Here is an 18,476-nt window from a genome sequence, read left to right on the forward strand (position 1 = left end):
TCTTGACAAGGGGCTTTACGGGCACGTAGGGGGGTGCCCAAGATCCCCCAAACGCCCATGCGAAACTTTTCACATGAGCCTTGACCGTGCCCCTCGCCGCACCCTGCTCGCCGTCGGAGTGCTGTCCGCCGCCCTCACCCTCTCGGCCTGCGGCGGCGACAGCAACGGCAAGTCCGGCGGCGGTGGCAACACCAACTTCGTGACCAACACGGGCGGCATCTCCACCGCGGCCAAGGGTGAACGCGCGGCCACCGGAAAGCTCGCGGGCGAGACCCTCGACGGCAAGCGGCTCGACGTCGCCGACCTCAAGGGCAAGGTCGTCGTCCTCAACGTCTGGGGCTCGTGGTGCGCGCCCTGCCGCGCCGAGGCCCCGCACTTCGCGAAGGCCGCCAAGGACCTCAAGGCCCAGGGCGTCGAGTTCGTCGGGCTCAACACCCGCGACCCCAACAAGCAGCCCGCGCTCGCCTTCGAGGAGGACTACGGGGTGACCTACCCGAGCCTCTACGACCCACAGGGCGAACTGATCCTCTTCGGCTTCCCCAAGGGCACGCTCAGCCCGCAGTCCATCCCCTCCACCGTCGTTCTCGACAAGGAGGGCAAGATCGCCGCACGCTCCCTCATGGCGCTCAACGAGGAGAAGCTGAAGTCGATGATCGAGCCCCTCCTCAAGGAGAAGTGAGCCGGTGAACGAGACGGTCACCAGCGGAGCCCTGCTGCTCGCCCTGCCCCTCGCGGTCCTCGGCGGGCTCGTCTCCTTCTTCTCGCCGTGCGTCCTCCCGCTCGTCCCCGGCTACCTCAGCTACGTCACCGGGGTCACCGGCACGGACCTCGCCGAGAGTCGCCGCGGCCGGATGACCGCCGGGGCCGTCCTGTTCGTCCTCGGCTTCACCGCCGTGTTCGTCTCCGGCGGAGCGCTCTTCGGCTACTTCGGGTCGACCCTCCAGGAGTACCGGGAGACGCTCACCACGATCCTCGGCGTGCTCATGATCCTCATGGGCGTGTTCTTCCTCGGCCTGATGCCATGGTTCACCCAGCGCGAGTTCCGCTTCCACAAGAAGCCCGTCGCCGGACTGGTCGGCGCCCCGCTGCTCGGCGCGCTCTTCGGCATCGGCTGGACCCCGTGCATCGGCCCGACGCTCGCCTCGGTCAACGCGCTCGCCCTGGAGCAGGCCAGCGCCGGCCGAGGAGCGCTGCTCGCCTTCGCGTACTGCCTCGGCCTCGGCGTACCGTTCGTGCTCGCGGCCGTGGCCTTCCGCAAGGCGCTCGGCGCGTTCGGATGGGTCAAGAAGCACTATGTGTGGGTGATGCGGATCGGCGGCGGCATGATGCTCGTCACCGGTGTCCTGCTCCTCACGGGCGCGTGGGACAGCATGGTCGCCACGATGCAGGGCTGGTCCAGCGGTTTCACGGTGGGGATCTGAGTTCCATGAGCACGACCGACACATCCGATACGACGGAGAACGAGCGGAAGGCCGACGAAGCGGCCGGCGCCCAGCTCTCCACCGCACCCACGGAGGACCGCGGCGACACCGTCGTCGGCGGCCCCACCCTCGGGGTCGTCGGCTGGGTCCGCTGGTTCTGGCGGCAGCTGACCTCCATGCGGGTCGCGCTGATCCTGCTCTTCATGCTCTCCCTCGGCGCCGTCCCCGGCTCCCTCATCCCGCAGACCAGCGCGGACGAGATGAAGGCACAGGCCTTCAAGGACGCCCACAAGACCCTCACGCCGCTCTACGAGAAGCTCCAGTTCTTCGACGTCTACAGCTCGGTGTGGTTCTCCGCGATCTACATCCTGCTGTTCGTCTCCCTCATCGGCTGCATCGTGCCGCGCAGCTGGCAGTTCGTCGGCCAGCTCCGCAGCCGCCCGCCGGGCGCCCCCCGGCGCCTCGACCGGCTCCCCGCGTACACCACCTGGCGCACCGGGGCCGAGCCCGAGCAGGTCCGCGAGGCGGCGCTCACCCTCCTCAAGGGACGCCGCTTCCGCTCCCACCCCGAGGGCGACGCGATCGCCGCCGAGAAGGGCTACCTCCGTGAGGCCGGGAACCTGGCCTTCCACGTCGCCCTGATCGTGATGCTCGTCGCCTTCGCCTGGGGCCAGCTCTTCAAGTCCGAGGGCGGCAAGCTGATCGTCGAGGGCGACGGCTTCTCCAACACGCTCACCCAGTACGACGACTTCAAGTCGGGCTCCCAGTTCGGCATCGACGAGCTGGAGCCGTTCAGCTTCAAGCTCGACGCCTTCGACGGCACGTACGAGAAGAACGGCCCCCAGCGCGGCACCCCCCGCACCTTCGAGGCCAAGGTCTCCTACTCCCGGGGCGGCGAGGTCAGGAAGACCGTCATCCGGGTCAACGAGCCGCTGAAGGTGGGCGACTCCAAGGTCTACCTGATCGCCCACGGGTACGCGCCGGTCGTCACCGTCAAGGACGGCCGCGGCAAGACCGTCTTCCACGGCGCCGTGCCGCTGCTGCCCATCGACAACAACATCACGTCCACCGGCGCCATCAAGGTGATGGACGGCTACCGCGACAAGAACGGCAAGAAGGAGCAGCTGGGCTTCCAGGCCTTCTTCGTGCCGACGTTCGCGGGCGCCGGCAAGGGCACGATGTTCTCCCAGTTCCCGGCGCTCGACTTCCCCGTCATGGCGCTCACCGGGTTCCACGGCGACCTGCGGGTCGACTCCGGTCTTCCGCAGAACGTGTACCAGCTCGACAAGTCCAAGATGACCCAGTTCACGGACGCGTCGGGCGGCAAGCTCGCCCAGCGGATGCTGCCGGGCGAGACGATGACCCTGCCGAACGGCGCCGGCTCGATCACCTTCGAGAAGGACGTCAAGGAGTGGGCGAGCTTCCAGGTCTCGCAGCAGCCGGGCAACGGCCTCGCCCTGGCGGGCGCGATCGCCGCGATCGCCGGTCTGACCGGCTCGCTCTTCATCCAGCGGCGCCGGGTCTGGGTCCGGGCCGTGCGGGGCGAGGACGGCGTGACCGTCGTCGAGATGGCGGGCCTGGGCCGCAGCGAGTCCGCCAAGCTCCCCGAGGAGCTGGGCGACCTCGCGGTCGCCCTCACGGCGGACGCGCCGCCGGCACCGGACGCCGGTCCGGAGGCCGTACCAGCTGAAGCGGCACCCCTCGCCGTACCCGAAGACCCTGCCCCTTCTGGAGAGGCCGACAAGTGATCCTCGCCGCCACGACCAACGAGAGCCTGGCGCGGATGAGCGACCTGCTCATCTACTCCTCGATGGCCGTCTACACCCTGGCCTTCTTCGCCCACATCGCCGAGTGGGTCCTCGGCAGCCGCAGCAAGGTCGGCCGTACGGCCGCCGCGCTCACCTCGCGCGGCGGCGCCGCCACCCCCGCCGTGACCGTCCAGGTCAAGCAGGCCGGCGGCACCACCGTCCTGGAGAAGCCGAAGGTCGTCACCCGCGCCGCGGCCGGCGCCCGTGACGTGCCGGACGGTCCCGGCGCGGCAGGCGGCACCGCCAAGGGCGACCTGTACGGCCGGATCGCGGTCTCGCTGACCGTCCTCGCCTTCCTGGTCGAGGCCTCGGGCGTGGTCGCCCGGGCGCTCGCCGTGCAGCGGGCCCCCTGGGGCAACATGTACGAGTTCTCCACCACCTTCTCGACGGTGGCGGTCGGCGCGTACCTCGGCTTCCTGGTCGCCAAGAAGAACGTCCGCTGGCTCGGGCTGCCGCTGGTCACCACCGTCCTGCTCGACCTGGGCATGGCCACCACCTGGCTGAAGACCCCCAGCGACCAGCTGGTCCCGGCGCTCGACTCGTACTGGCTGTGGATCCACGTCTCCACCGCGATCTTCTGCGGCGCGGTCTTCTACCTCGGCGCGGTCGCCACCCTGCTGTACCTCTTCCGCGACTCGTACGAGAACAAGCTCGCGACCGGCGGGAACCCGGGTGGCTTCGCCCGCTCCGTCATGGAGCGGCTGCCCTCGGCGGCCTCGCTCGACAAATTCTCGTACCGGGTCAACGCGGCCGTCTTCCCGCTGTGGACCTTCACGATCATCGCGGGCGCGATCTGGGCCGGCGACGCGTGGGGCCGCTACTGGGGCTGGGACGCCAAGGAGGTCTGGTCCTTCATCACCTGGGTCGGTTACGCCGCGTACCTGCACGCGCGCGCGACCGCCGGGTGGAAGGGGCGGAAGGCCGCGTACATCGCGCTCATCGCCTTCGCCTGCTTCCTCTTCAACTACTACGGCGTGAACATCTTCGTCAGCAGCAAGCACTCGTACGCGGGCGTCTGAGCTCGCGGGTGACGGGCCCCGGGGCCACGCTTGAGGTATGAGCGAGATACCCCGGGGCAGGTGCGAGACCCACGACGGCGACGCGCATCTGCTGCGGTTCGCCGTCGAGCTGCCGCATCCCCCGCCCGACGTGTGGGCCGCGGTCGCCACCCCCGAGGGGCTGGCGGGGTGGCTGTGCGCGGCGGACCCCCTGGAGCCCCGGCTCGGCGGCCCGGTCACCCTCCGCTGGCTGAACGGCGACACGGTGGTCTCGGGGCGGGTGACCGCCTGGGACCCGGAGTACGTGGCCGAGTACACGGTCGATCCGACGCACGGACGGATCCGGTTCCATCTGGAGCCGGGGTCCGACGGGGGCGGCGGGTCGACCGTGCTGCGTTTCACCAACGAGATGCGCGGGACCCGCGCGTACCGGCTGGACTGCCTCGCGGGGTGGCACGACCACTTCGAGCTGCTGGCCGACGCCCTCGACGGCACCCCCGCCGACTGGGGCTCCTGGTCGGCCGAGCGGTGGGAGCAGCTGCGGCGGCTGTACGAGCGGGACGAGGCGCCCTGGCCGAAGTGGGAGCCGTAGGCGCCCTCGGACCTGCGGGGCCGTGGTCCCGCGGGTCCGGGGGGCCGGGGGTCGGCCCCGTTTCGGCGCTGGTCCTCGTTCCCGCGGGCCCGTGGGTCAGCCCCGCTTCGGCGGCAGGCACGCCGCCGCCGGAGGGCGGCCCTCCGGCCAGGCCATCTGGACGAAGCGCTGCGAGCCGTCCTGGGCCAGTTCCACGATCGGCACCGCCTTGTTGTACGGGTTGCCGTAGTTGTCGAGGCAGATCCAGCCGCTGGCGCCCTGGACCCGCAGCGAGCCCTTGACCTGCGGCCACTGGGTGCCCACGGCCGCCGCCTCCGGGTACTGGGCGCCCTGCGGGGTGGCCTGGCGGATCGCGTGGACCGCCGTCGCCATCGCGTCGTACGCGATGATCGCCTGGCCGTCCGCGAGCGCCACCGGCTCCTTCGCGGCGCGGACGATGTCCGCCGTGAACGTCGTGTACGCGGCCACCGAGCCGCCGGTCGCCGGGACCGGCCGCCCCGCCGCCGGCTTCCAGGCGTCCGGGTGGGCGAGCGCGGCGTACCGCACGGTCAGCTTCGCCTTCAGGGCGTTCCGGTCGAGCTTCTCGTCCGCACCCAGGTACGAGCCCTCGTCGCCGGTCAGGATCGTGAACGGGCGGTCGACGCAGCCGCGCGCGCCGAGCGCGTTGATGAACTGGCGCAGCTGGGTGTGGCGGCCCGCGAAGAAGATGGTCTCGGCGCGGGTGTCGCAGATCAGATGGGTGATCTGCCGGAAGGTGTTGGCCGTCGTGCCCTCCTCGGTCGGGTCGGGCGGCGAGGTGAAGAGCTGCGGTTCGTACGGGGCGCCCTTGAGGGTGTCGGAGAAGGCGGTCTTGAGGGTGTCGGTGTAGTGGTCGCCGTCGCGGGTGTCCTCGACGAGGAGGGCCTTTGCGGCGTCGACCCGGCCGTACGCGGCGAGGGCCCTGGCCTCGTCGCTGTTGGTGGGGGAGACGCGGGCCAGACCGGGGTAGCGGTTCCCCGCCGCGGGGCTGTTGGCGATGTCGTCGGCGGTGATGGTGGTGCCGACGACGGCGATCCCGGCGCCGGTGAGGGCGGCCACCGCCTCCCGTACCTGGGTGGAGGAGGTGGCGACGCCGGAGACGGCCCGCAGCCGGTCGGGGCCGCCCGTCATGGCGATGAGCCGGTCGACGGTGCCGCGCCAGTGGGCGTTGCCCTTGCCGGTGTTGGCCAGGACGAGACGGATCTTCGGCGTCTCGCTGTTGGACGCGTGGTTGGCCCGGTACTGGTAGGCGTACGCGCCCTGGAGTTCGTGCAGCACCTTGACCCGCATGCCGCCGTCGGTCGAGGTCAGCGGCAGGAGGACGGCGACGGTCGCGTACTCGCCGGGCTTCAGCGTGGCGTTCTCGCGGCCGATGGCCCCGGCGATCTCGGCGAGTTCGGGGATGCCGAAGGCATGGCCGTCGCCGTTGACGCCGACACACTCGCTGCTGCCGACCGGCTTCTCGACGCCGGTCGCGCAGGAACGGTCCTCCGGGGTGGTGAGCCGTACGACGCCGTAGCCGCCCAGGCCGAGGACGAGGGCGGCCACGACGATCGAGGTGACGACCTTCTGGCGGGGCGTCCGAAAGACCCGGCGCCGCACCCGGTCGAGCGGTCGGTCGGGTCGGCCGCCCGGTCCTCGGCCCGGTCCTCGGCCGGGTCCTTGCTCGGGTCCTTGCTCGGTCCGTCGGTCGGGCATGGCGTCAGACTCCGTCCTCGCGGCCCGGCGGCAGCGAGAGCTCCCGCCAGGCGCGGATGTCGCGCGGCCAGTGGGTGGCCGCGTCCCAGAGCGAACCGCTGCCTGACAGATGACGGCCGGAGAGCCGGCGCAGCTCGTGCGCGAGGCGGTCGGCCACCTCGTCGTCGGGCAGTGCGAGCGGATCGGTGAGCAGCCATACGGCGTGCAGCAACCGCCGTATGGACAGGTGGAGTTCGACGACCTCGCCGGCCTCGGCGGAGAGTTCCGGCGGCAGGTCGTCCGCCGGACCCTGGCCCAGGGCGATCGCCCGGCGCGGGTCGGGCCCGCTCCGGCCGCGCTCCCGGGGGTACGGCGCGGAGCCGATGAACCGCAGGGCGCCCAGCCAGCCCAGGACGTCCGGCTCCGCGAAGGTCGTCCGCAGCCGGGTGACGGCCGGTTCGGTGCGGCCGAGCGCCAGATCGTGGTGGAGCCGGTACGGGCCGGGGGCGGGGCCGTAGTGCCGGCGCAGGGTCTCGTGGACCGCGCGCCAGGCCGCGTACCGGGGGTGGTCGTCGTCCTCGAAGCGCAGCCGGTGCAGGAGCAGGGCGCGCAGCAGCGGGTCGGCGACGAAGTGGCGCGACTCCGGCGCGGGCGCGGTCCAGTTCTCGGCCCGCAGCCGGTCGCGGACGCGCAGTGCCACGTCCCCGTCCAGGGACTCGCCCTGGAGCCGGGCGTGGGCGAGCATCCGGGCCGACTCCTCGTCGTGGGCGGCGGCCAGCACCGCGTACGGCCCCGGCCGGTTCACCGGCAGCAGTTCGGCGAGGAGGGTGGGGGCGAGAGGGACCGGCGGGGAGTCCTCGCGCAGCTCCACGGTCAGGTCGAGCAGCCGGCCCGGGGTGAGGGCGGCCCGGACCGCCGCGGGGGCCTCGCCGGCGGCCCGGCCGAGGAGGGCCACGCCGAGGGGCCGGCCGCCGGTCAGCCGGTGGACGGCGCGGGCCAGCTCGGCCGGGGTGCGCCCCGCCGGGTCGTGGCGGTCGAAGACGGACCGGGTCTGGGCGGGGGAGAGCGGGGTGAGCTCGACGGCGAGGATGCCGGAGCCGACGCGGGCGTCGCGCGGGCAGGGCGCCCGGTGGGCGGTCTCCGGCAGCCGGGCCCTGGTGGCGTGCCGCAGCCCCTCGTGCTCGTGGACGCGGGAGGAGGCGAGGACGACGACCCGGTCGCGGCGACCGTCGGCGCGGGCGCGCAGGATCGGTTCGACGAGCTGCCGGCCGAGCGGCTCGTGGGCGTTGTCGAGGAGGAGCAGCGGGCGGCCGATCCGGCTGCCGCGCCGCATGCCGACGTACGGGTGGAGCAGGTCCTCGGTCAGGGCGCCGACGAGGAAGTCCTCGGCCTCGCGGCGGCGTCTGCCGCCCTGCTCGAAGTCGATCGCGAGCTGCTGGAGCCCGGCCTTCCCGCGGCCGCCCGCGTTGCGGTAGGTGCCGTACCAGCTCTCGGAGGTGCGCTGGAGGCGACCGAACACCTCCTCCAGGACGGTCTCCACGGTCGCCTCGGCGAGCAGTCCGGCGAGCGGCACGGTGGCCTCGGCGAAGGTGGCGGCGAGCTTGGCGAGGACCTTGCCGACCCAGTTGGTCGCGGCGCCCCTGGTCGCGTCGACGGTCGCGAGCAGCGGTCCGAGCCGCTGGAGATCACGGCGGGCCCGCTCGTCGTCCTCCTGGGACCAGCCGAGCGAGGCTACGGCCACCAGGCCGAGCGAGAGCCGGGGGAACCTCACCGGCCGGGCGCCGAGCACCTTCGGCGACAGCTGTACGGCGAGCTCGGCGAGGGCCCCGGTGACCGGGGTCCAGCCGGGGCCGTGGTCGGCGGGCGGTTCGACGTGCGCGCAGTCGAGGAGGGCGAGCGGGGTGAACCCCTTGTAGCGGTTGCGGACCTCCTTGAGCAGGGCCGTCTTCCCCGTGCCGCGGCCACCGGTGAAGACCGTCACCGGCGGGTCGTCGCCGTGCTCGAACGGCACCCGTGAGGTGGCGCGCTCCGTGAGCCCGCTGAGACGTGCGACCAGCCCGGTCTCGTGCAGTGCCGCTTCGCGGCCGTACAGCTCTCTGTCCACGCCCCGTCACCCCCGTCACAGTCAACTCCAGGATATCGACGGTGTGTTGGGAAAGCGTTGGGCTTTTCGACTCTGTTGTGGAGGCGTTGCAGGTCTGTGGCGGGGCCGCTCCTGGCGAGGGGTCGACCTGGGCGGGGCTGTTTCTGGCGACGGGTCAGTCCGTGGCGGGACCGTTCCTGGCGGCGGGTCGGTCCGTGGTGGCGATGGCGTCGAGCTGGGCCCGCAGGTAGCCGTGCGACTCGATGCCGTGGATCGTCGTCCCCGGGGTGCACTCGTAGAAGTACACCAGCGACATCAGCTCCTCCTCGGGCGCGTCGGCCGGCGGCGGCAGCACCCGGTGCCGTCCCGAACGCCACCGCTCGCCCGTCCAACCCGCCATCAGATCACCGATGTTGACGGTGAACGCGGCGGGGTCGTACGGGGCGTCCCGCCACCCGTCGGCCTCGGTGAACACCTGGAGTCCCCCCTTGCCCGCCTCCCGGTCGAGGACGGTCACCGTCCCGAAGTCCGTGTGGGGCCCGATCCGGAACTGCCCCGGCTCCGGCTCGCCCGTCCGCTCCCGCCCCGGGTACCAGTTGACGTTGAAGCCGAACGTGGGGTGCCCGGTGTGCCGGGTGAAGAAGTCCCGCTCCTCGCCGAGCGCGACGCCGAGCAGGTCGAGGACCCGGTCGGACAGCTCCTTCATCTCTCCCAGGTACGTCTCCACCAGGGGCCTCAGCTCGGGGACCTCGGCGGGCCAGGTGTTCGGCAGGAACCACTCGGCGTCCACGACGGGGTCGCCGGTCGGCTCGTCCGCCGCGAACGACAGCGACTCCTTCAGGTCGGGCGGGGTCGCCGTCCCCTCCGCGTACCCGTTGGCCTCGGCGCCGGGCCCCAGCCAGCCGCGCCCGCCGACCCGCACGGCGTACGGCTCCTTGGCGGCGGGCGGCAGGTGGAAGAAGCGGCGCGCGCTCGCCCGGATCGCCGCCCGTAGCTCCGGGTCCACGCCGTGACCCTTCACCAGCAGGAACCCGGCCTCGCGCAGCGCGTGATCGACGGCGGGCAGCTGGGAGGCGGGGTCGCGCCCGAGGTCGATGGTGGGCAGCCGGGCCTCACGGGCCCTGGACGCCAGGGCCTCGCCGGTCCGGGGTCCCCGGGTCTCACCGGCCCCGGGCGCTCCGGCTTTGTCTCCCCCTGCCCGACCGCGCGCCTCACTCATGGCCGATGTCCTCGTTCCACAGGGCGGGGTGCTTCTCGACGAACTCGCGCATCAGCCCGACGCACTCGGCGTCGTCGAGCACGAGCACCTCGACCCCGTGCTCCGACAGCCAGTCGTGCCCGCCGTGGAAGGTCTCGGCCTCCCCGACGACCACGCGCGAGATCCCGAACTGCCGGACGAGGCCGGAGCAGTACCAGCACGGGGAGAGGGTCGTGACCATGGTCGTCCCCCGGTACGAGCGCTGCCGCCCGGCGGCCCGGAAGGCGGCGGTCTCTGCATGGAGGGAGGGGTCCCCGTCCTGCACGCGCCGATTGTGGCCACGGCCGAGGAGGGTGCCGTCGGGCCCGTACAGGGCGGCCCCGATGGGAATCCCCCCTCCGGCGAGCCCGGTGCGAGCCTCGTCGAGGGCGGTGGCGAGCCACCGGCGGGCTTGTTCCTGATCCATGGGGGGAGCCTTCCCCGGTGGGGCGCCGACGTCACGCCCGCCCGGCTCCTCGTGTGCCGTTCCGTGGTCGCTGGCCGGGCCGCGCTACGGCTGAATACGCTGGTCGAACATCCCTTGGAGGACATGGTGACGACACCGCCTCACCACACCGGAGAACTCGTCCCGCGCCCCGAGCGGACTCCCGCTGCTCTGCGGGCGGCCCTCGCCGTCGTCGCTCCGGAGCGGCTGTCCGAGATGGACGCCAGCCAGCGCGAGGCCGTGACCGAGGCCATCGAGCAGAGCAGCATCACGCCTCTGCGCATGTTCCTGGTCCAGTGGGCCGCGATCATCGAGATCGAGCGATTCCCCGACACCGCCCGCGCACTGCGCCGTGCCGAATATCTGGCCCAGGTCTCCGAGGACCCGGAGGAGAGCCGCCGGTACGTACGGACCGCAGGGGACATCATTCGTGCGGCACACGAGGCGGTGGGCGCCGTCATCGGCTGAGCCGATCGGCCTGGCCGTGAGGTCTCCCCATCGGCGCGTGGACGAGCTACTCCGCCGGCGAGGGCGTGCCTCCGCCGGTGGCGGGCGTGACGTAGGAGCCCTTGCCGGGGACCGTGTAGATCAGTCCGCGCTCCCGGAGTTCACGCATGGCCCGGCGGCCGGTCAGTACGGCGATGCCGTACTCCTCGGCGAGTCGGCCGGGCGTGGGGATCACGCGGTCGGGTGCGTACTCCCCGGTCGCGATCTTCGCTGCGATCACGTCGGCCAGCTGCATGTACAGGGGGCGTCCCGACTGCGGATCAAGGGTCATGGTCCCACGCTAGATAGTCATACAAAGTCACGTATGGGTGGCTCTAGCTACAGCGTGATGCATCACGGTGCATCACGCACTACGGTGGGCGCGAACGAAAAACCCCGGCGACCGTCCTACCGGCCCCGGGGCATGGCCACCAACTACCAACGGAGTTGATGACGTGCGGAACCCTATCGCGCGCCTCCTGGGCCGGGCCTTGATTCCCGTACTGCTCGGGCTGCTCGTACTGACCCTGCCGCCCACCGGCAGGCACCGTCCTCGCCCGGTCGCCCACCCTCGCCCGGTGTCCCCGCCTCCCGCGCCGCGTCACCGCGCGCCCAACCGGCGGTCCCCCTACGCCCGGGAGCAGACGGCGCCGCTCGACGGCTCCCGCTCGCCCCTTGAGCGGCCCTATCTGGCGCCGGTCTCGGCGCGGGCCGTGCAGCGTCGGCGACGGCGGGCGCTGTGGCTGGCGACGGTCGGGGTGGACGTCGACCAGCGGAACATCCACGCGGGCGCGGCCCGATGAGCCGCTGCGGGGCACGGCGGTCCGTGCTCGCCGTCGCCGAGGTGGTGCGGCCGGTGTGGGGCGGTTCGGTCTGCGTGCTCGACGTCGGGCACGACGGTCTGCACCGTGACCGGGCGGGCGACGGCTGGTGGGTGACTCCGGAGATCGCCGACGCGGTGAGCGTGTCCCTGCTGGCCTACGCCTTCACGACCGCGCCCGAGCCGGAGTTCCGGTCACCGCGCTGCGTCGTGGGCCGCCATGACCACTGCCGGGAGCATGTGCCCCGGGAGAGCGGGGTCCAGGGGGTCAGCTACCTGGTGTGCGGGTGCCCTTGCCACTGACGTACCACCGCCCGGGCCCTGGGCGTCTCGGCCGCCGCCGTCAGACGCTCAGGGTCCGGCGCCCAGGCCCGCAGGTCCTCGGCCGTCGCCGTCTGGCGGCCGTTCTCCAGCTTGGAGATCTTGGCGCGCGGCCAGTCGAGCCGCTGGGCGAGTGCCGTACCGGTGAGCCGGCAGCCGGGGCCGGAGACGCGTAGCTCCCGGAGCCGTGCCCCGAGGGCCTCCCGTGCCTGCTGGTAGTCCGTGCTCACCGGTACACGCTAACCGCTACTCCAGCGTGGTCAGTTGTGCGGCGAACCGGTCGTACGGGACGGCGTGACGCAGCGCCGCGTCGCGCACCTGGACGTACCGCAGGACCTCGGCGGGCTCTGTGATCGCCTCGATGTGGAGCAGGTTGTCGTCGCCGTCGAAGTGGAGGACCGCGACCACGCGCGAGTCGAAGATCCAGTAGTCCTCGGCGGGCAGTCTGACCCGGTCGGCGTCCGCCCTCCACAGGTTCCGGACGTCTTCACCCGTGGCCGCGTTGCACCGCGCGTAGTCCAGCAGGAACAGCTGCCCCTGGGTGGGCGGGGAGTCGACGACCCGTACCCGGCCGACGCTCTTGCCCGCGTCGGTCTGGCGCCGGATGTTCACGGACCACGGGTTGTCGAGGTCCCAGGGGGCGGAGCCGGTCTCGACGAAGGTCCGGAAGGCGTCGTCGGCGCGGTCGGACGCGTATCCCCGCCGGGTTTCGAGGTGCCACGCCGTGTACTCGAAGGACTCGAAGAGCTTGCCGAACTCCTGGGAGGTGATGAGCCGCGGCACGCGCTCGATCTCCTTGGGGCCGTGGTTCACGAGCAGTGCGCGCGGAACGACGACGGCGGCGTCCCCGGTGCCGAAGTGCTGCAACTGGGCGATGTCCTCGGGGTCGGTGACGGGTACGCCCTGCACGACGACCTCACCGGTGTCGAGGTCCTCGTGTACGGCGGGGCACTGGCCGTTCATGCTGTCGGTCCCGTTGAAGCGCAGTCGTCGCGGCATGGGCGTCCTCTCTTCGGGGCGGTGTCCGCTCAGCATTCCGGGCATCCGGGGGCCGCCACCACCGGGTGAAGGGAATCGCCGGAGAAATGTCGAGAACATCGCGCGGAGGACGAGAACAATCGAGAACACCCCGTGGTCCGCCCCAACGTGCCCTCCCTAACGTCGGGTTCATGGAGAACCGCAACACGACCATGAGCGGCCCCGTTCACCTCACCCTTCCCGCCCCGGACCCCGAGCCCGTCGAAGGCTGTGCCGGCTGTGTCGAGCTCGCCCACGTGCGGGACCGCGCACGGGCCGGTGGGGACCTCACCACCGTGTCCGACTGCAACGTCTTCCTGCGGCGGCACCCCCGGGGCCACTCGTGATCACGTTCGGCGACATCGGCGGGCGCGTCCAGGACGGCGCCGGGAGGGTTGGCGTTCTGTGTGACGTCATCGCCGACTACGAGGACCCCGCCGACATGCCCGGTGAGCGTCGGCGGCGGCCCATGGCGTTCCTGCGGCCCGAGCGCGGCGGCAGGGAGTGGCTGGTTCCGCCCGAGTCGGTCGTGCCGGTCGTCCGCAGCGCCGACCGCCCACGGGTCGCCCCGTCCCTGCCGCCGATCGGCTGAGAGCCCGGGTCCCAGCGGCCCGGCGGCCGGAGGTGCGGGGGTCCGTGGACTTAGCTTGCCGGGTGCTTCGTGGACTCGCGGAGTGTTCTGCCGTTCTACCGAGAGGTCTTCCATGCGTTCCCTGCTGACCGCCCTCGCCACCGGTGCCCTCGTCCTCGGCGCCGCCGGTGCCGCCAGCGCCGACGTCTACGTCGACTACGAGCCCGAAACCTCGCACACCATCGTCTTCGGCGACTGGCTCCAGTTCGCGCACGACGACATCTTCAACGCCGGTCACGACAACACCGTCGGATCCGACAACTGACCTCCCCCGACACCCCCGATCGGCACAGCCGATCGGGGGTATCGGCAGCTGTCCCCACTGGCTCGTGGACCGGGTCCCGGAGCGCTCGTAGCGTCCCTGTCATGAGAAACGAAACGCGGGGAGCCCTCGAACTCACCCTCGCCATGGTGCTCTCCGGCACCCTCGGCGTCTTCGTCGTCGAGTCCGGGGCCTCGCCCTTCGAGGTCGTGTTCTTCCGGTGCCTCTTCGGCGCCGCCGCGCTCGGCGCCTACAGCCTGGCGCGGGGGTTCCTCACCGGGCACGGGTTCACCGGGCGGTCGCTGGGGCTCGCCGCCCTCGGCGGGGTGTTCATCGTCTTCAACTGGGTCTTCCTCTTCGAGGCCTACGACGCCGCCTCGATCTCGCTCGCCACCGTCGTCTACCACACGCAGCCCTTCTTCCTGGTGCTGCTGGGCGCGGTGTTCACGAGGGAGCGGATCTCCGCCGGCAAGCTCGGCTGGCTCGCGCTCGCCTTCGTCGGGCTGGTCCTCGTCTCCGGCGTGCGGCCGGGCGAGACCGCCTCCCTCAAGGGGCTCGGGTTCGCCCTCGCCGCCGCCGTCCTCTACGCCCTCGCCACCTTCGTCACCAAGCGGATCAGCGGAGTGCGGCCCCATCTGATCGCGCTCGTCCAGGTCCTCGTGGGGCTGCCGGCGCTGCTGCCGTTCGTCGACTTCGGCGGGGTGAGCGGGCTCGGGAGCGGATGGGTGTGGCTCGTCGGGCTCGGTGTCGTGCACACCGGGGTGATGTACGTGCTCATGTACGCCGCCTACGCCCGGCTGCCCCTCGCCAAGATCGCCGTGCTCGCCTTCGTCTACCCCGCCGTCGCCATGGGCGTCGACTGGGCCGTGTACGGGCACCACATCGGGCTCGTCCAGGCGCTCGGCGTCCCGCTGATCGTCCTCGCCAGCCTCAAGGTCACCCTCGCTGCTCGGCCACCAGTCGCCGTGCCTGCTCCACGAACAGCCGCACATGGGCCGGAAGCCGCTTCCCCCGTCGCCACGCGAGCTGGGTGAAGAGGGTGAACGGGGCCTCCCAGGGGAGGGGGACCAGGGTCCCGGCCGACAGCTCCGCCGCGACCGCCACCCGGGGCAGCAGCGCCACCCCGAGGCCCGCCGCCACGCCGCGCTTCGTCGCCTCGATCGTGCCGAACTCCATGAACGGCGGCGCCCACTCCCGCAGCTCCTCCTCGAAGAGGTCGCGGTACGGGCAGCCCGGTTCCGTGCCGAGGAGGCGGGACGCCGCCAGGTCCTCCGTCGGCAGGGCGGTGCGGCCGGCCAGGGGGTGGTCCGGGGCCGCCACCAGGACCAGCGGCTCCGGCGCCAGGACCTCCGACTCCAGTCCCTCGTGCTCCGTGTCCGGCTCCATCAGGAAGCCGACGTCGTACGTGCCCTGCCGCAGCGCCTGACGCGTCTCGTCGCCGAGCGTCGGCCGCAGCGTGAGCCGCACCCCCGGGTAGCGGTGGTGGAAGTACTCCAGGAGCGGCGGGAGCCGGTAGGAGGTGAGGGACTCCATGGTCCCGACGGAGATCGGGCCGGACGGCTCCGCCGCCTCCGTCACCGCTCCTCGCGCCTCCTCGGCCAGCTCGCTCATCCGGCGGGCGTACGGCAGGAGCCGCTCCCCGGCCCCGGTGAGCCGGATGCGGCTGCCGAGCCGCTCGAAGAGCTCCACGCCGAGCGAGGACTCCAGTGACTTGATCTGGCCGGTGACGCTGGACTGCGCGTAGCCGAGTTCGGCGGCGGCCCGGGTGAAGGAGAGGACCGTGGCCACCTTCTCGAAGGTGGCGAGGAGCCGCAGCTCCATCAGTTCTCGGTGTCCTCGTCCCGCTCCCGCTCGCGGTCGGGATCGCTCTTCTTCCGGTCCTCGTCGTCCGCCTTCGGGCCGGTGTCGTCGCCCCGCTGCTCGTCCTTGAGGGACTTCAGGAACTCCGGGTTGTCGTCGGGCGCCACCCAGCCGCCCGCTCCCGCTCCGCGCCCCGTCCTCGGCCGCCGCTCCTTGCCCGCGACGATCCAGCCGATCGCCCCGACCACCGAGAACAGCAGGACGACGATCGCCCAGACGGGCTTCGGGAGGTGCTTGACCTCTTCCTCGGGGGTGTTCAGGCAGTCGATGAAGGCGTAGATCATCAGCGCCAGCGGCAGGATGAACAGCAGCGCCCTGAGCATGTGGGAGAGCCCCTTGGAAGAGGTGGCGGGGGCGCGTTTCGGCGGCCCCGGTGACAGGTCAAGGGTAGCCGGTGACCGATACTTGCCCCTATGGCTTACGACGATCTCCGCTCGCTGCTCAGGGCTCTCGAGCGTGAAGGCGACCTCAAGCGCATCAAGGCCGAAGTCGACCCGTACCTGGAGGTCGGGGAGATCGTCGACCGGGTGAACAAGGCAGGCGGTCCGGCGCTTCTCTTCGAGAACGTCAAGGGCTCCTCGATGCCGCTCGCGATGAACGTATTCGGGACGGACCGCCGGCTGCTGAAGGCCCTCGGCCTGAAGTCGTACGGCGAGATCAGCGAGAAGATCGGCGGCCTGCTCAAGCCCGAGCTGCCGCAGGGCTTCATCGGCGTCCGCGAGGCCTTCGGCAAGCTGGGCTCGATGGTCCACGTGCCGCCGAAGAAGGTGAAGGCCGAGAACGCCCCCGTGCAGGAGGTGGTGCTCACCGGTGACGACGTCGACCTCGACAGGCTCCCGGCGCTCTTCACCTGGCCGAAGGACGGCGGCTCCTTCTTCAACCTGGGGCTCACCCACACCAAGCACCCGGAGACGGGCGTGCGGAACCTGGGCCTCTACCGGCTCCAGCGGCACGACAAGCGCACCATCGGCATGCACTGGCAGATCCACAAGGACAGCCGCAACCACTACGCCGTCGCGGCGGCGAAGGGCGAGCGGCTGCCGGTCGCGATCGCCTTCGGCTGCCCGCCGGCCGTCACGTACGCCTCGACGGCCCCGCTGCCGGGCGACATCGACGAGTACCTCTTCGCCGGTTTCGTGCAGGGCAAGCGGATCGAGATGGTCGACTGCAAGACCGTCCCGCTCCAGGTCCCGGCGCAGGCCGAGGTCGTCATCGAGGGCTGGCTGGAGCCCGGCGAGATGCTGCCGGAGGGTCCCTTCGGCGACCACACCGGCTTCTACACGCCGCAGGAGCCCTTCCCCGCGCTGAGGATCGACTGCGTGACGATGCGGAAGCGTCCGCTGATCCAGTCGATCGTCGTGGGCCGGCCGCCGACCGAGGACGGTCCGCTCGGCCGTGCGACGGAGCGGTTCTTCCTGCCGCTCCTCAAGATCATCGTGCCGGACATCGTCGACTACCACCTGCCGGAGTCGGGCGGCTTCCACAACTGCGCGATCGTCTCGATCGACAAGAAGTACCCGAAGCACGCGCAGAAGGTCATGCACGCCATCTGGGGCGCGCACATGATGTCGCTGACCAAGCTGATCATCGTGGTCGACAAGGACTGCGACGTGCACGACCTGCACGAGGTGTCCTGGCGGGCCCTCGGCAACACCGACTACGCCCGTGACCTGACGGTGGTGGAGGGGCCGGTCGACCACCTCGACCACGCCTCGTACCAGCAGTTCTGGGGCGGCAAGGCGGGCATCGACGCGACGAAGAAGCTGCCCGAGGAGGGCTACACCCGGGACGGCGGCTGGCCGGACATGGTCGAGTCGGACCCGGCGACGGCGGCCCTCGTGGACCGTCGCTGGAAGGAGTACGGCCTGTGACCACGGCCGCCGTACCCGGCGCGCAGCCGGGACGTACGAAGTCGTTCCTGCGTCTCGTGATGATCGAGCACTCGGTCTTCGCGCTGCCCTTCGCGTACATCGCCGCGCTCACCGCGATGTACCAGGTGGACAGGAACATCCACTGGTGGACGCTGTTCCTCGTCACCGTCTGCATGGTGGGTCTGCGGACCTTCGCCATGGCGTGCAACCGGATCATCGACCGCGAGATCGACGCGCGTAATCCCCGGACCGCCCACCGCGAGCTGGTGACCGGCGCGGTCTCCGTGCGGTCCGCGTGGACCGGGGCCGGGATCGCCGTCGTGGTCTTCCTCGGCGCCGCCGCCCTGCTCAACCCGCTCTGCCTCGCGCTCGCGCCGCTCGCTGTGGTGCCGATGGTGGTCTACCCGTACGGCAAGCGGTTCACGAACTTCCCGCACGCGATCCTGGGCCTCGCGCAGGCCATAGGGCCGATCGGGGCCTGGCTCGCGGTGACGGGTGAGTGGTCCTGGGACGCGGTGATCCTGGGCCTCGCGGTCGGCTTCTGGATCGGCGGCTTCGATCTGATCTTCGCCTGCCAGGACGTCCAGGCGGACCGCGCGCACGGCGTGATGTCCGTGCCGGCCCGCTTCGGCATCCCGGCCGCGCTGTGGGGCGCCCGCGCCTCGGCGGTCGTCGCCACCGGACTGCTCGTCTGGTACGCGGTGGTCACGGACGCGGGGGTCTTCCTCTGGACCGGTCTGGTGATCGCGGCGGTGGCGTTCTGCTACGAGCACTCGATCGTGAAGCCGAACGACCTGTCCCGGCTGAACCGGGCGTTCTTCACGGTGAACGGGTTCATCGGGATCGCCCTGTTCGTGTGCGCCCTCCTCGACCTGCTGGTCCGCGGGCTCACCCCGTAGCCCCGGCCCGATGACGGATAGGCTCGACGG

The 18,476-nt window shown here is 71.6% G+C and carries 22 protein-coding genes and 1 pseudogene; 14 read left to right on the forward strand and 9 right to left on the reverse strand.

What is annotated here, in order from left to right; genetic code table 11:
- Nucleotides 1-73: 73 nt before the first annotated feature.
- Genes ACRRSS_RS02060 through ACRRSS_RS02080 form a run of 5 tightly spaced genes read left to right on the forward strand, consistent with a single transcriptional unit; the run spans nt 74 to nt 4,819 of the window.
- Nucleotides 74-679, forward strand: coding sequence for a TlpA family protein disulfide reductase (locus ACRRSS_RS02060; protein ID WP_435969502.1), 606 nt, complete (start codon nt 74-76; stop codon nt 677-679).
- 4 nt (nt 680-683) lie between these two features.
- A complete protein-coding gene (locus tag ACRRSS_RS02065; RefSeq protein ID WP_351897169.1) occupies nt 684-1,421 on the forward strand; it encodes a cytochrome c biogenesis CcdA family protein in 738 nt (245 codons plus the stop codon).
- Between the two features lie 5 nt (nt 1,422-1,426).
- Nucleotides 1,427-3,169 (forward strand): cytochrome c biogenesis protein ResB, encoded by a 1,743-nt coding sequence (gene resB, locus ACRRSS_RS02070; protein ID WP_435969503.1) that lies wholly within the window; start codon nt 1,427-1,429, stop codon nt 3,167-3,169.
- Nucleotides 3,166-4,248 carry a c-type cytochrome biogenesis protein CcsB gene (gene ccsB, locus ACRRSS_RS02075; protein ID WP_351897175.1) on the forward strand — a complete coding sequence of 361 codons (1,083 nt, stop codon included), beginning with the start codon at nt 3,166-3,168 and terminating at the stop codon, nt 4,246-4,248. The genes resB and ccsB overlap by 4 nt, the downstream gene beginning before the upstream one ends.
- A 37-nt stretch (nt 4,249-4,285) precedes the next feature.
- Nucleotides 4,286-4,819 (forward strand): SRPBCC domain-containing protein, encoded by a 534-nt coding sequence (locus tag ACRRSS_RS02080; RefSeq protein WP_435969504.1) that lies wholly within the window; start codon nt 4,286-4,288, stop codon nt 4,817-4,819.
- A 96-nt stretch (nt 4,820-4,915) separates the two neighbouring features.
- Here ACRRSS_RS02080 and ACRRSS_RS02085 read toward each other — a convergent pair whose 3' ends face one another.
- From ACRRSS_RS02085 to ACRRSS_RS02100, 4 genes are all read right to left on the reverse strand, one after another.
- Complete coding sequence (locus ACRRSS_RS02085; RefSeq protein ID WP_435969505.1) at nt 4,916-6,535, reverse strand: ABC transporter substrate-binding protein; 1,620 nt, start codon at nt 6,533-6,535, stop codon at nt 4,916-4,918.
- A 4-nt stretch (nt 6,536-6,539) separates the two neighbouring features.
- The gene (locus ACRRSS_RS02090; RefSeq protein WP_435969506.1) at nt 6,540-8,618 is read right to left on the reverse strand and encodes a hypothetical protein; all 2,079 of its coding nucleotides are present in this window, start codon (nt 8,616-8,618) and stop codon (nt 6,540-6,542) included.
- A 154-nt stretch (nt 8,619-8,772) separates the two neighbouring features.
- Nucleotides 8,773-9,816 (reverse strand): isopenicillin N synthase family dioxygenase, encoded by a 1,044-nt coding sequence (locus tag ACRRSS_RS02095; protein WP_435969507.1) that lies wholly within the window; start codon nt 9,814-9,816, stop codon nt 8,773-8,775.
- Nucleotides 9,809-10,261, reverse strand: a complete 453-nt coding sequence (locus ACRRSS_RS02100; RefSeq protein ID WP_435969508.1) for a nucleoside deaminase — start codon at nt 10,259-10,261, stop codon at nt 9,809-9,811. Before ACRRSS_RS02100 ends, ACRRSS_RS02095 begins: the two co-directional genes overlap by 8 nt.
- Before the next feature lie 126 nt (nt 10,262-10,387).
- Here ACRRSS_RS02100 and ACRRSS_RS02105 point away from each other — a divergent pair, with 126 nt between their 5' ends.
- The gene (locus tag ACRRSS_RS02105; RefSeq protein WP_435969509.1) at nt 10,388-10,747 is read left to right on the forward strand and encodes a DUF6247 family protein; all 360 of its coding nucleotides are present in this window, start codon (nt 10,388-10,390) and stop codon (nt 10,745-10,747) included.
- A 46-nt stretch (nt 10,748-10,793) separates the two neighbouring features.
- On the opposite strand, the gene ACRRSS_RS02110 is transcribed toward ACRRSS_RS02105, so the two are convergent.
- Complete coding sequence (locus ACRRSS_RS02110; protein ID WP_435969510.1) at nt 10,794-11,057, reverse strand: GntR family transcriptional regulator; 264 nt, start codon at nt 11,055-11,057, stop codon at nt 10,794-10,796.
- A 286-nt stretch (nt 11,058-11,343) separates the two neighbouring features.
- Here ACRRSS_RS02110 and ACRRSS_RS02115 point away from each other — a divergent pair, with 286 nt between their 5' ends.
- Both ACRRSS_RS02115 and ACRRSS_RS02120 read left to right on the forward strand, forming a co-directional pair.
- Nucleotides 11,344-11,568, forward strand: coding sequence for a hypothetical protein (locus tag ACRRSS_RS02115; protein ID WP_435969511.1), 225 nt, complete (start codon nt 11,344-11,346; stop codon nt 11,566-11,568).
- Nucleotides 11,565-11,888, forward strand: coding sequence for a hypothetical protein (locus ACRRSS_RS02120; protein ID WP_435969512.1), 324 nt, complete (start codon nt 11,565-11,567; stop codon nt 11,886-11,888). Before ACRRSS_RS02115 ends, ACRRSS_RS02120 begins: the two co-directional genes overlap by 4 nt.
- A gap of 59 nt (nt 11,889-11,947) precedes the next feature.
- On the opposite strand, the pseudogene ACRRSS_RS02125 reads toward ACRRSS_RS02120, so the two are convergent.
- A pseudogene (locus tag ACRRSS_RS02125) lies at nt 11,948-12,136 on the reverse strand (helix-turn-helix domain-containing protein); the annotation flags it as partial.
- 16 nt (nt 12,137-12,152) lie between these two features.
- Entirely contained in the window at nt 12,153-12,905 is a 753-nt protein-coding gene (locus tag ACRRSS_RS02130; RefSeq protein ID WP_435969513.1) for a DUF6879 family protein, read from the reverse strand.
- 170 nt (nt 12,906-13,075) lie between these two features.
- Between ACRRSS_RS02130 and ACRRSS_RS02135 the strand changes: the two genes are divergently transcribed.
- From ACRRSS_RS02135 to ACRRSS_RS02150, 4 genes are all read left to right on the forward strand, one after another.
- Nucleotides 13,076-13,270 carry a hypothetical protein gene (locus ACRRSS_RS02135; protein ID WP_435969514.1) on the forward strand — a complete coding sequence of 65 codons (195 nt, stop codon included), beginning with the start codon at nt 13,076-13,078 and terminating at the stop codon, nt 13,268-13,270.
- Nucleotides 13,267-13,515, forward strand: coding sequence for a hypothetical protein (locus ACRRSS_RS02140; RefSeq protein ID WP_435969515.1), 249 nt, complete (start codon nt 13,267-13,269; stop codon nt 13,513-13,515). Before ACRRSS_RS02135 ends, ACRRSS_RS02140 begins: the two co-directional genes overlap by 4 nt.
- A gap of 112 nt (nt 13,516-13,627) precedes the next feature.
- Nucleotides 13,628-13,819 (forward strand): hypothetical protein, encoded by a 192-nt coding sequence (locus ACRRSS_RS02145; RefSeq protein WP_435969516.1) that lies wholly within the window; start codon nt 13,628-13,630, stop codon nt 13,817-13,819.
- 101 nt (nt 13,820-13,920) lie between these two features.
- Complete coding sequence (locus tag ACRRSS_RS02150) at nt 13,921-14,850, forward strand: DMT family transporter (RefSeq protein WP_435969517.1); 930 nt, start codon at nt 13,921-13,923, stop codon at nt 14,848-14,850.
- On the opposite strand, the gene ACRRSS_RS02155 is transcribed toward ACRRSS_RS02150, so the two are convergent.
- Nucleotides 14,753-15,637 carry a LysR family transcriptional regulator gene (locus ACRRSS_RS02155; protein ID WP_435969518.1) on the reverse strand — a complete coding sequence of 295 codons (885 nt, stop codon included), beginning with the start codon at nt 15,635-15,637 and terminating at the stop codon, nt 14,753-14,755. The two genes, ACRRSS_RS02150 and ACRRSS_RS02155, sit on opposite strands and share 98 nt — an antisense overlap.
- Nucleotides 15,637-15,999 carry a PLD nuclease N-terminal domain-containing protein gene (locus ACRRSS_RS02160; RefSeq protein ID WP_435969519.1) on the reverse strand — a complete coding sequence of 121 codons (363 nt, stop codon included), beginning with the start codon at nt 15,997-15,999 and terminating at the stop codon, nt 15,637-15,639. The genes ACRRSS_RS02155 and ACRRSS_RS02160 overlap by 1 nt, the downstream gene beginning before the upstream one ends.
- 90 nt (nt 16,000-16,089) lie before the next feature.
- Between ACRRSS_RS02160 and ACRRSS_RS02165 the strand changes: the two genes are divergently transcribed.
- Together ACRRSS_RS02165 and mqnP are read left to right on the forward strand one after the other, a co-directional pair.
- The gene (locus ACRRSS_RS02165; protein WP_435969520.1) at nt 16,090-17,547 is read left to right on the forward strand and encodes a menaquinone biosynthesis decarboxylase; all 1,458 of its coding nucleotides are present in this window, start codon (nt 16,090-16,092) and stop codon (nt 17,545-17,547) included.
- Nucleotides 17,544-18,446 (forward strand): menaquinone biosynthesis prenyltransferase MqnP, encoded by a 903-nt coding sequence (gene mqnP / locus ACRRSS_RS02170; protein ID WP_435969521.1) that lies wholly within the window; start codon nt 17,544-17,546, stop codon nt 18,444-18,446. The genes ACRRSS_RS02165 and mqnP overlap by 4 nt, the downstream gene beginning before the upstream one ends.
- The last annotated feature ends 30 nt before the right edge of the window (nt 18,447-18,476 follow it).

This window comes from Streptomyces sp. Qhu_M48 (genome assembly GCF_051305195.1).
Lineage (GTDB): Bacteria > Actinomycetota > Actinomycetes > Streptomycetales > Streptomycetaceae > Streptomyces.

Bases quoted from the DNA above. Each gene is read 5' to 3' on its own strand.
- ACRRSS_RS02060 (WP_435969502.1), top strand. From the start codon at position 74: ATGAGCCTTGACCGTGCCCCTCGCCGCACCCTGCTCGCCGTCGGAGTG.
- resB (WP_435969503.1), top strand. From the start codon at position 1,427: ATGAGCACGACCGACACATCCGATACGACGGAGAACGAGCGGAAGGCC.
- ACRRSS_RS02080 (WP_435969504.1), top strand. From the start codon at position 4,286: ATGAGCGAGATACCCCGGGGCAGGTGCGAGACCCACGACGGCGACGCG.
- ACRRSS_RS02085 (WP_435969505.1), bottom strand. From the start codon at position 6,535: ATGCCCGACCGACGGACCGAGCAAGGACCCGAGCAAGGACCCGGCCGA.
- ACRRSS_RS02095 (WP_435969507.1), bottom strand. From the start codon at position 9,816: ATGAGTGAGGCGCGCGGTCGGGCAGGGGGAGACAAAGCCGGAGCGCCC.
- ACRRSS_RS02100 (WP_435969508.1), bottom strand. From the start codon at position 10,261: ATGGATCAGGAACAAGCCCGCCGGTGGCTCGCCACCGCCCTCGACGAG.
- ACRRSS_RS02110 (WP_435969510.1), bottom strand. From the start codon at position 11,057: ATGACCCTTGATCCGCAGTCGGGACGCCCCCTGTACATGCAGCTGGCC.
- ACRRSS_RS02120 (WP_435969512.1), top strand. From the start codon at position 11,565: ATGAGCCGCTGCGGGGCACGGCGGTCCGTGCTCGCCGTCGCCGAGGTG.
- ACRRSS_RS02130 (WP_435969513.1), bottom strand. From the start codon at position 12,905: ATGCCGCGACGACTGCGCTTCAACGGGACCGACAGCATGAACGGCCAG.
- ACRRSS_RS02135 (WP_435969514.1), top strand. From the start codon at position 13,076: ATGGAGAACCGCAACACGACCATGAGCGGCCCCGTTCACCTCACCCTT.
- ACRRSS_RS02145 (WP_435969516.1), top strand. From the start codon at position 13,628: ATGCGTTCCCTGCTGACCGCCCTCGCCACCGGTGCCCTCGTCCTCGGC.
- ACRRSS_RS02150 (WP_435969517.1), top strand. From the start codon at position 13,921: ATGAGAAACGAAACGCGGGGAGCCCTCGAACTCACCCTCGCCATGGTG.
- ACRRSS_RS02155 (WP_435969518.1), bottom strand. From the start codon at position 15,637: ATGGAGCTGCGGCTCCTCGCCACCTTCGAGAAGGTGGCCACGGTCCTC.
- ACRRSS_RS02160 (WP_435969519.1), bottom strand. From the start codon at position 15,999: ATGCTCAGGGCGCTGCTGTTCATCCTGCCGCTGGCGCTGATGATCTAC.
- ACRRSS_RS02165 (WP_435969520.1), top strand. From the start codon at position 16,090: ATGGCTTACGACGATCTCCGCTCGCTGCTCAGGGCTCTCGAGCGTGAA.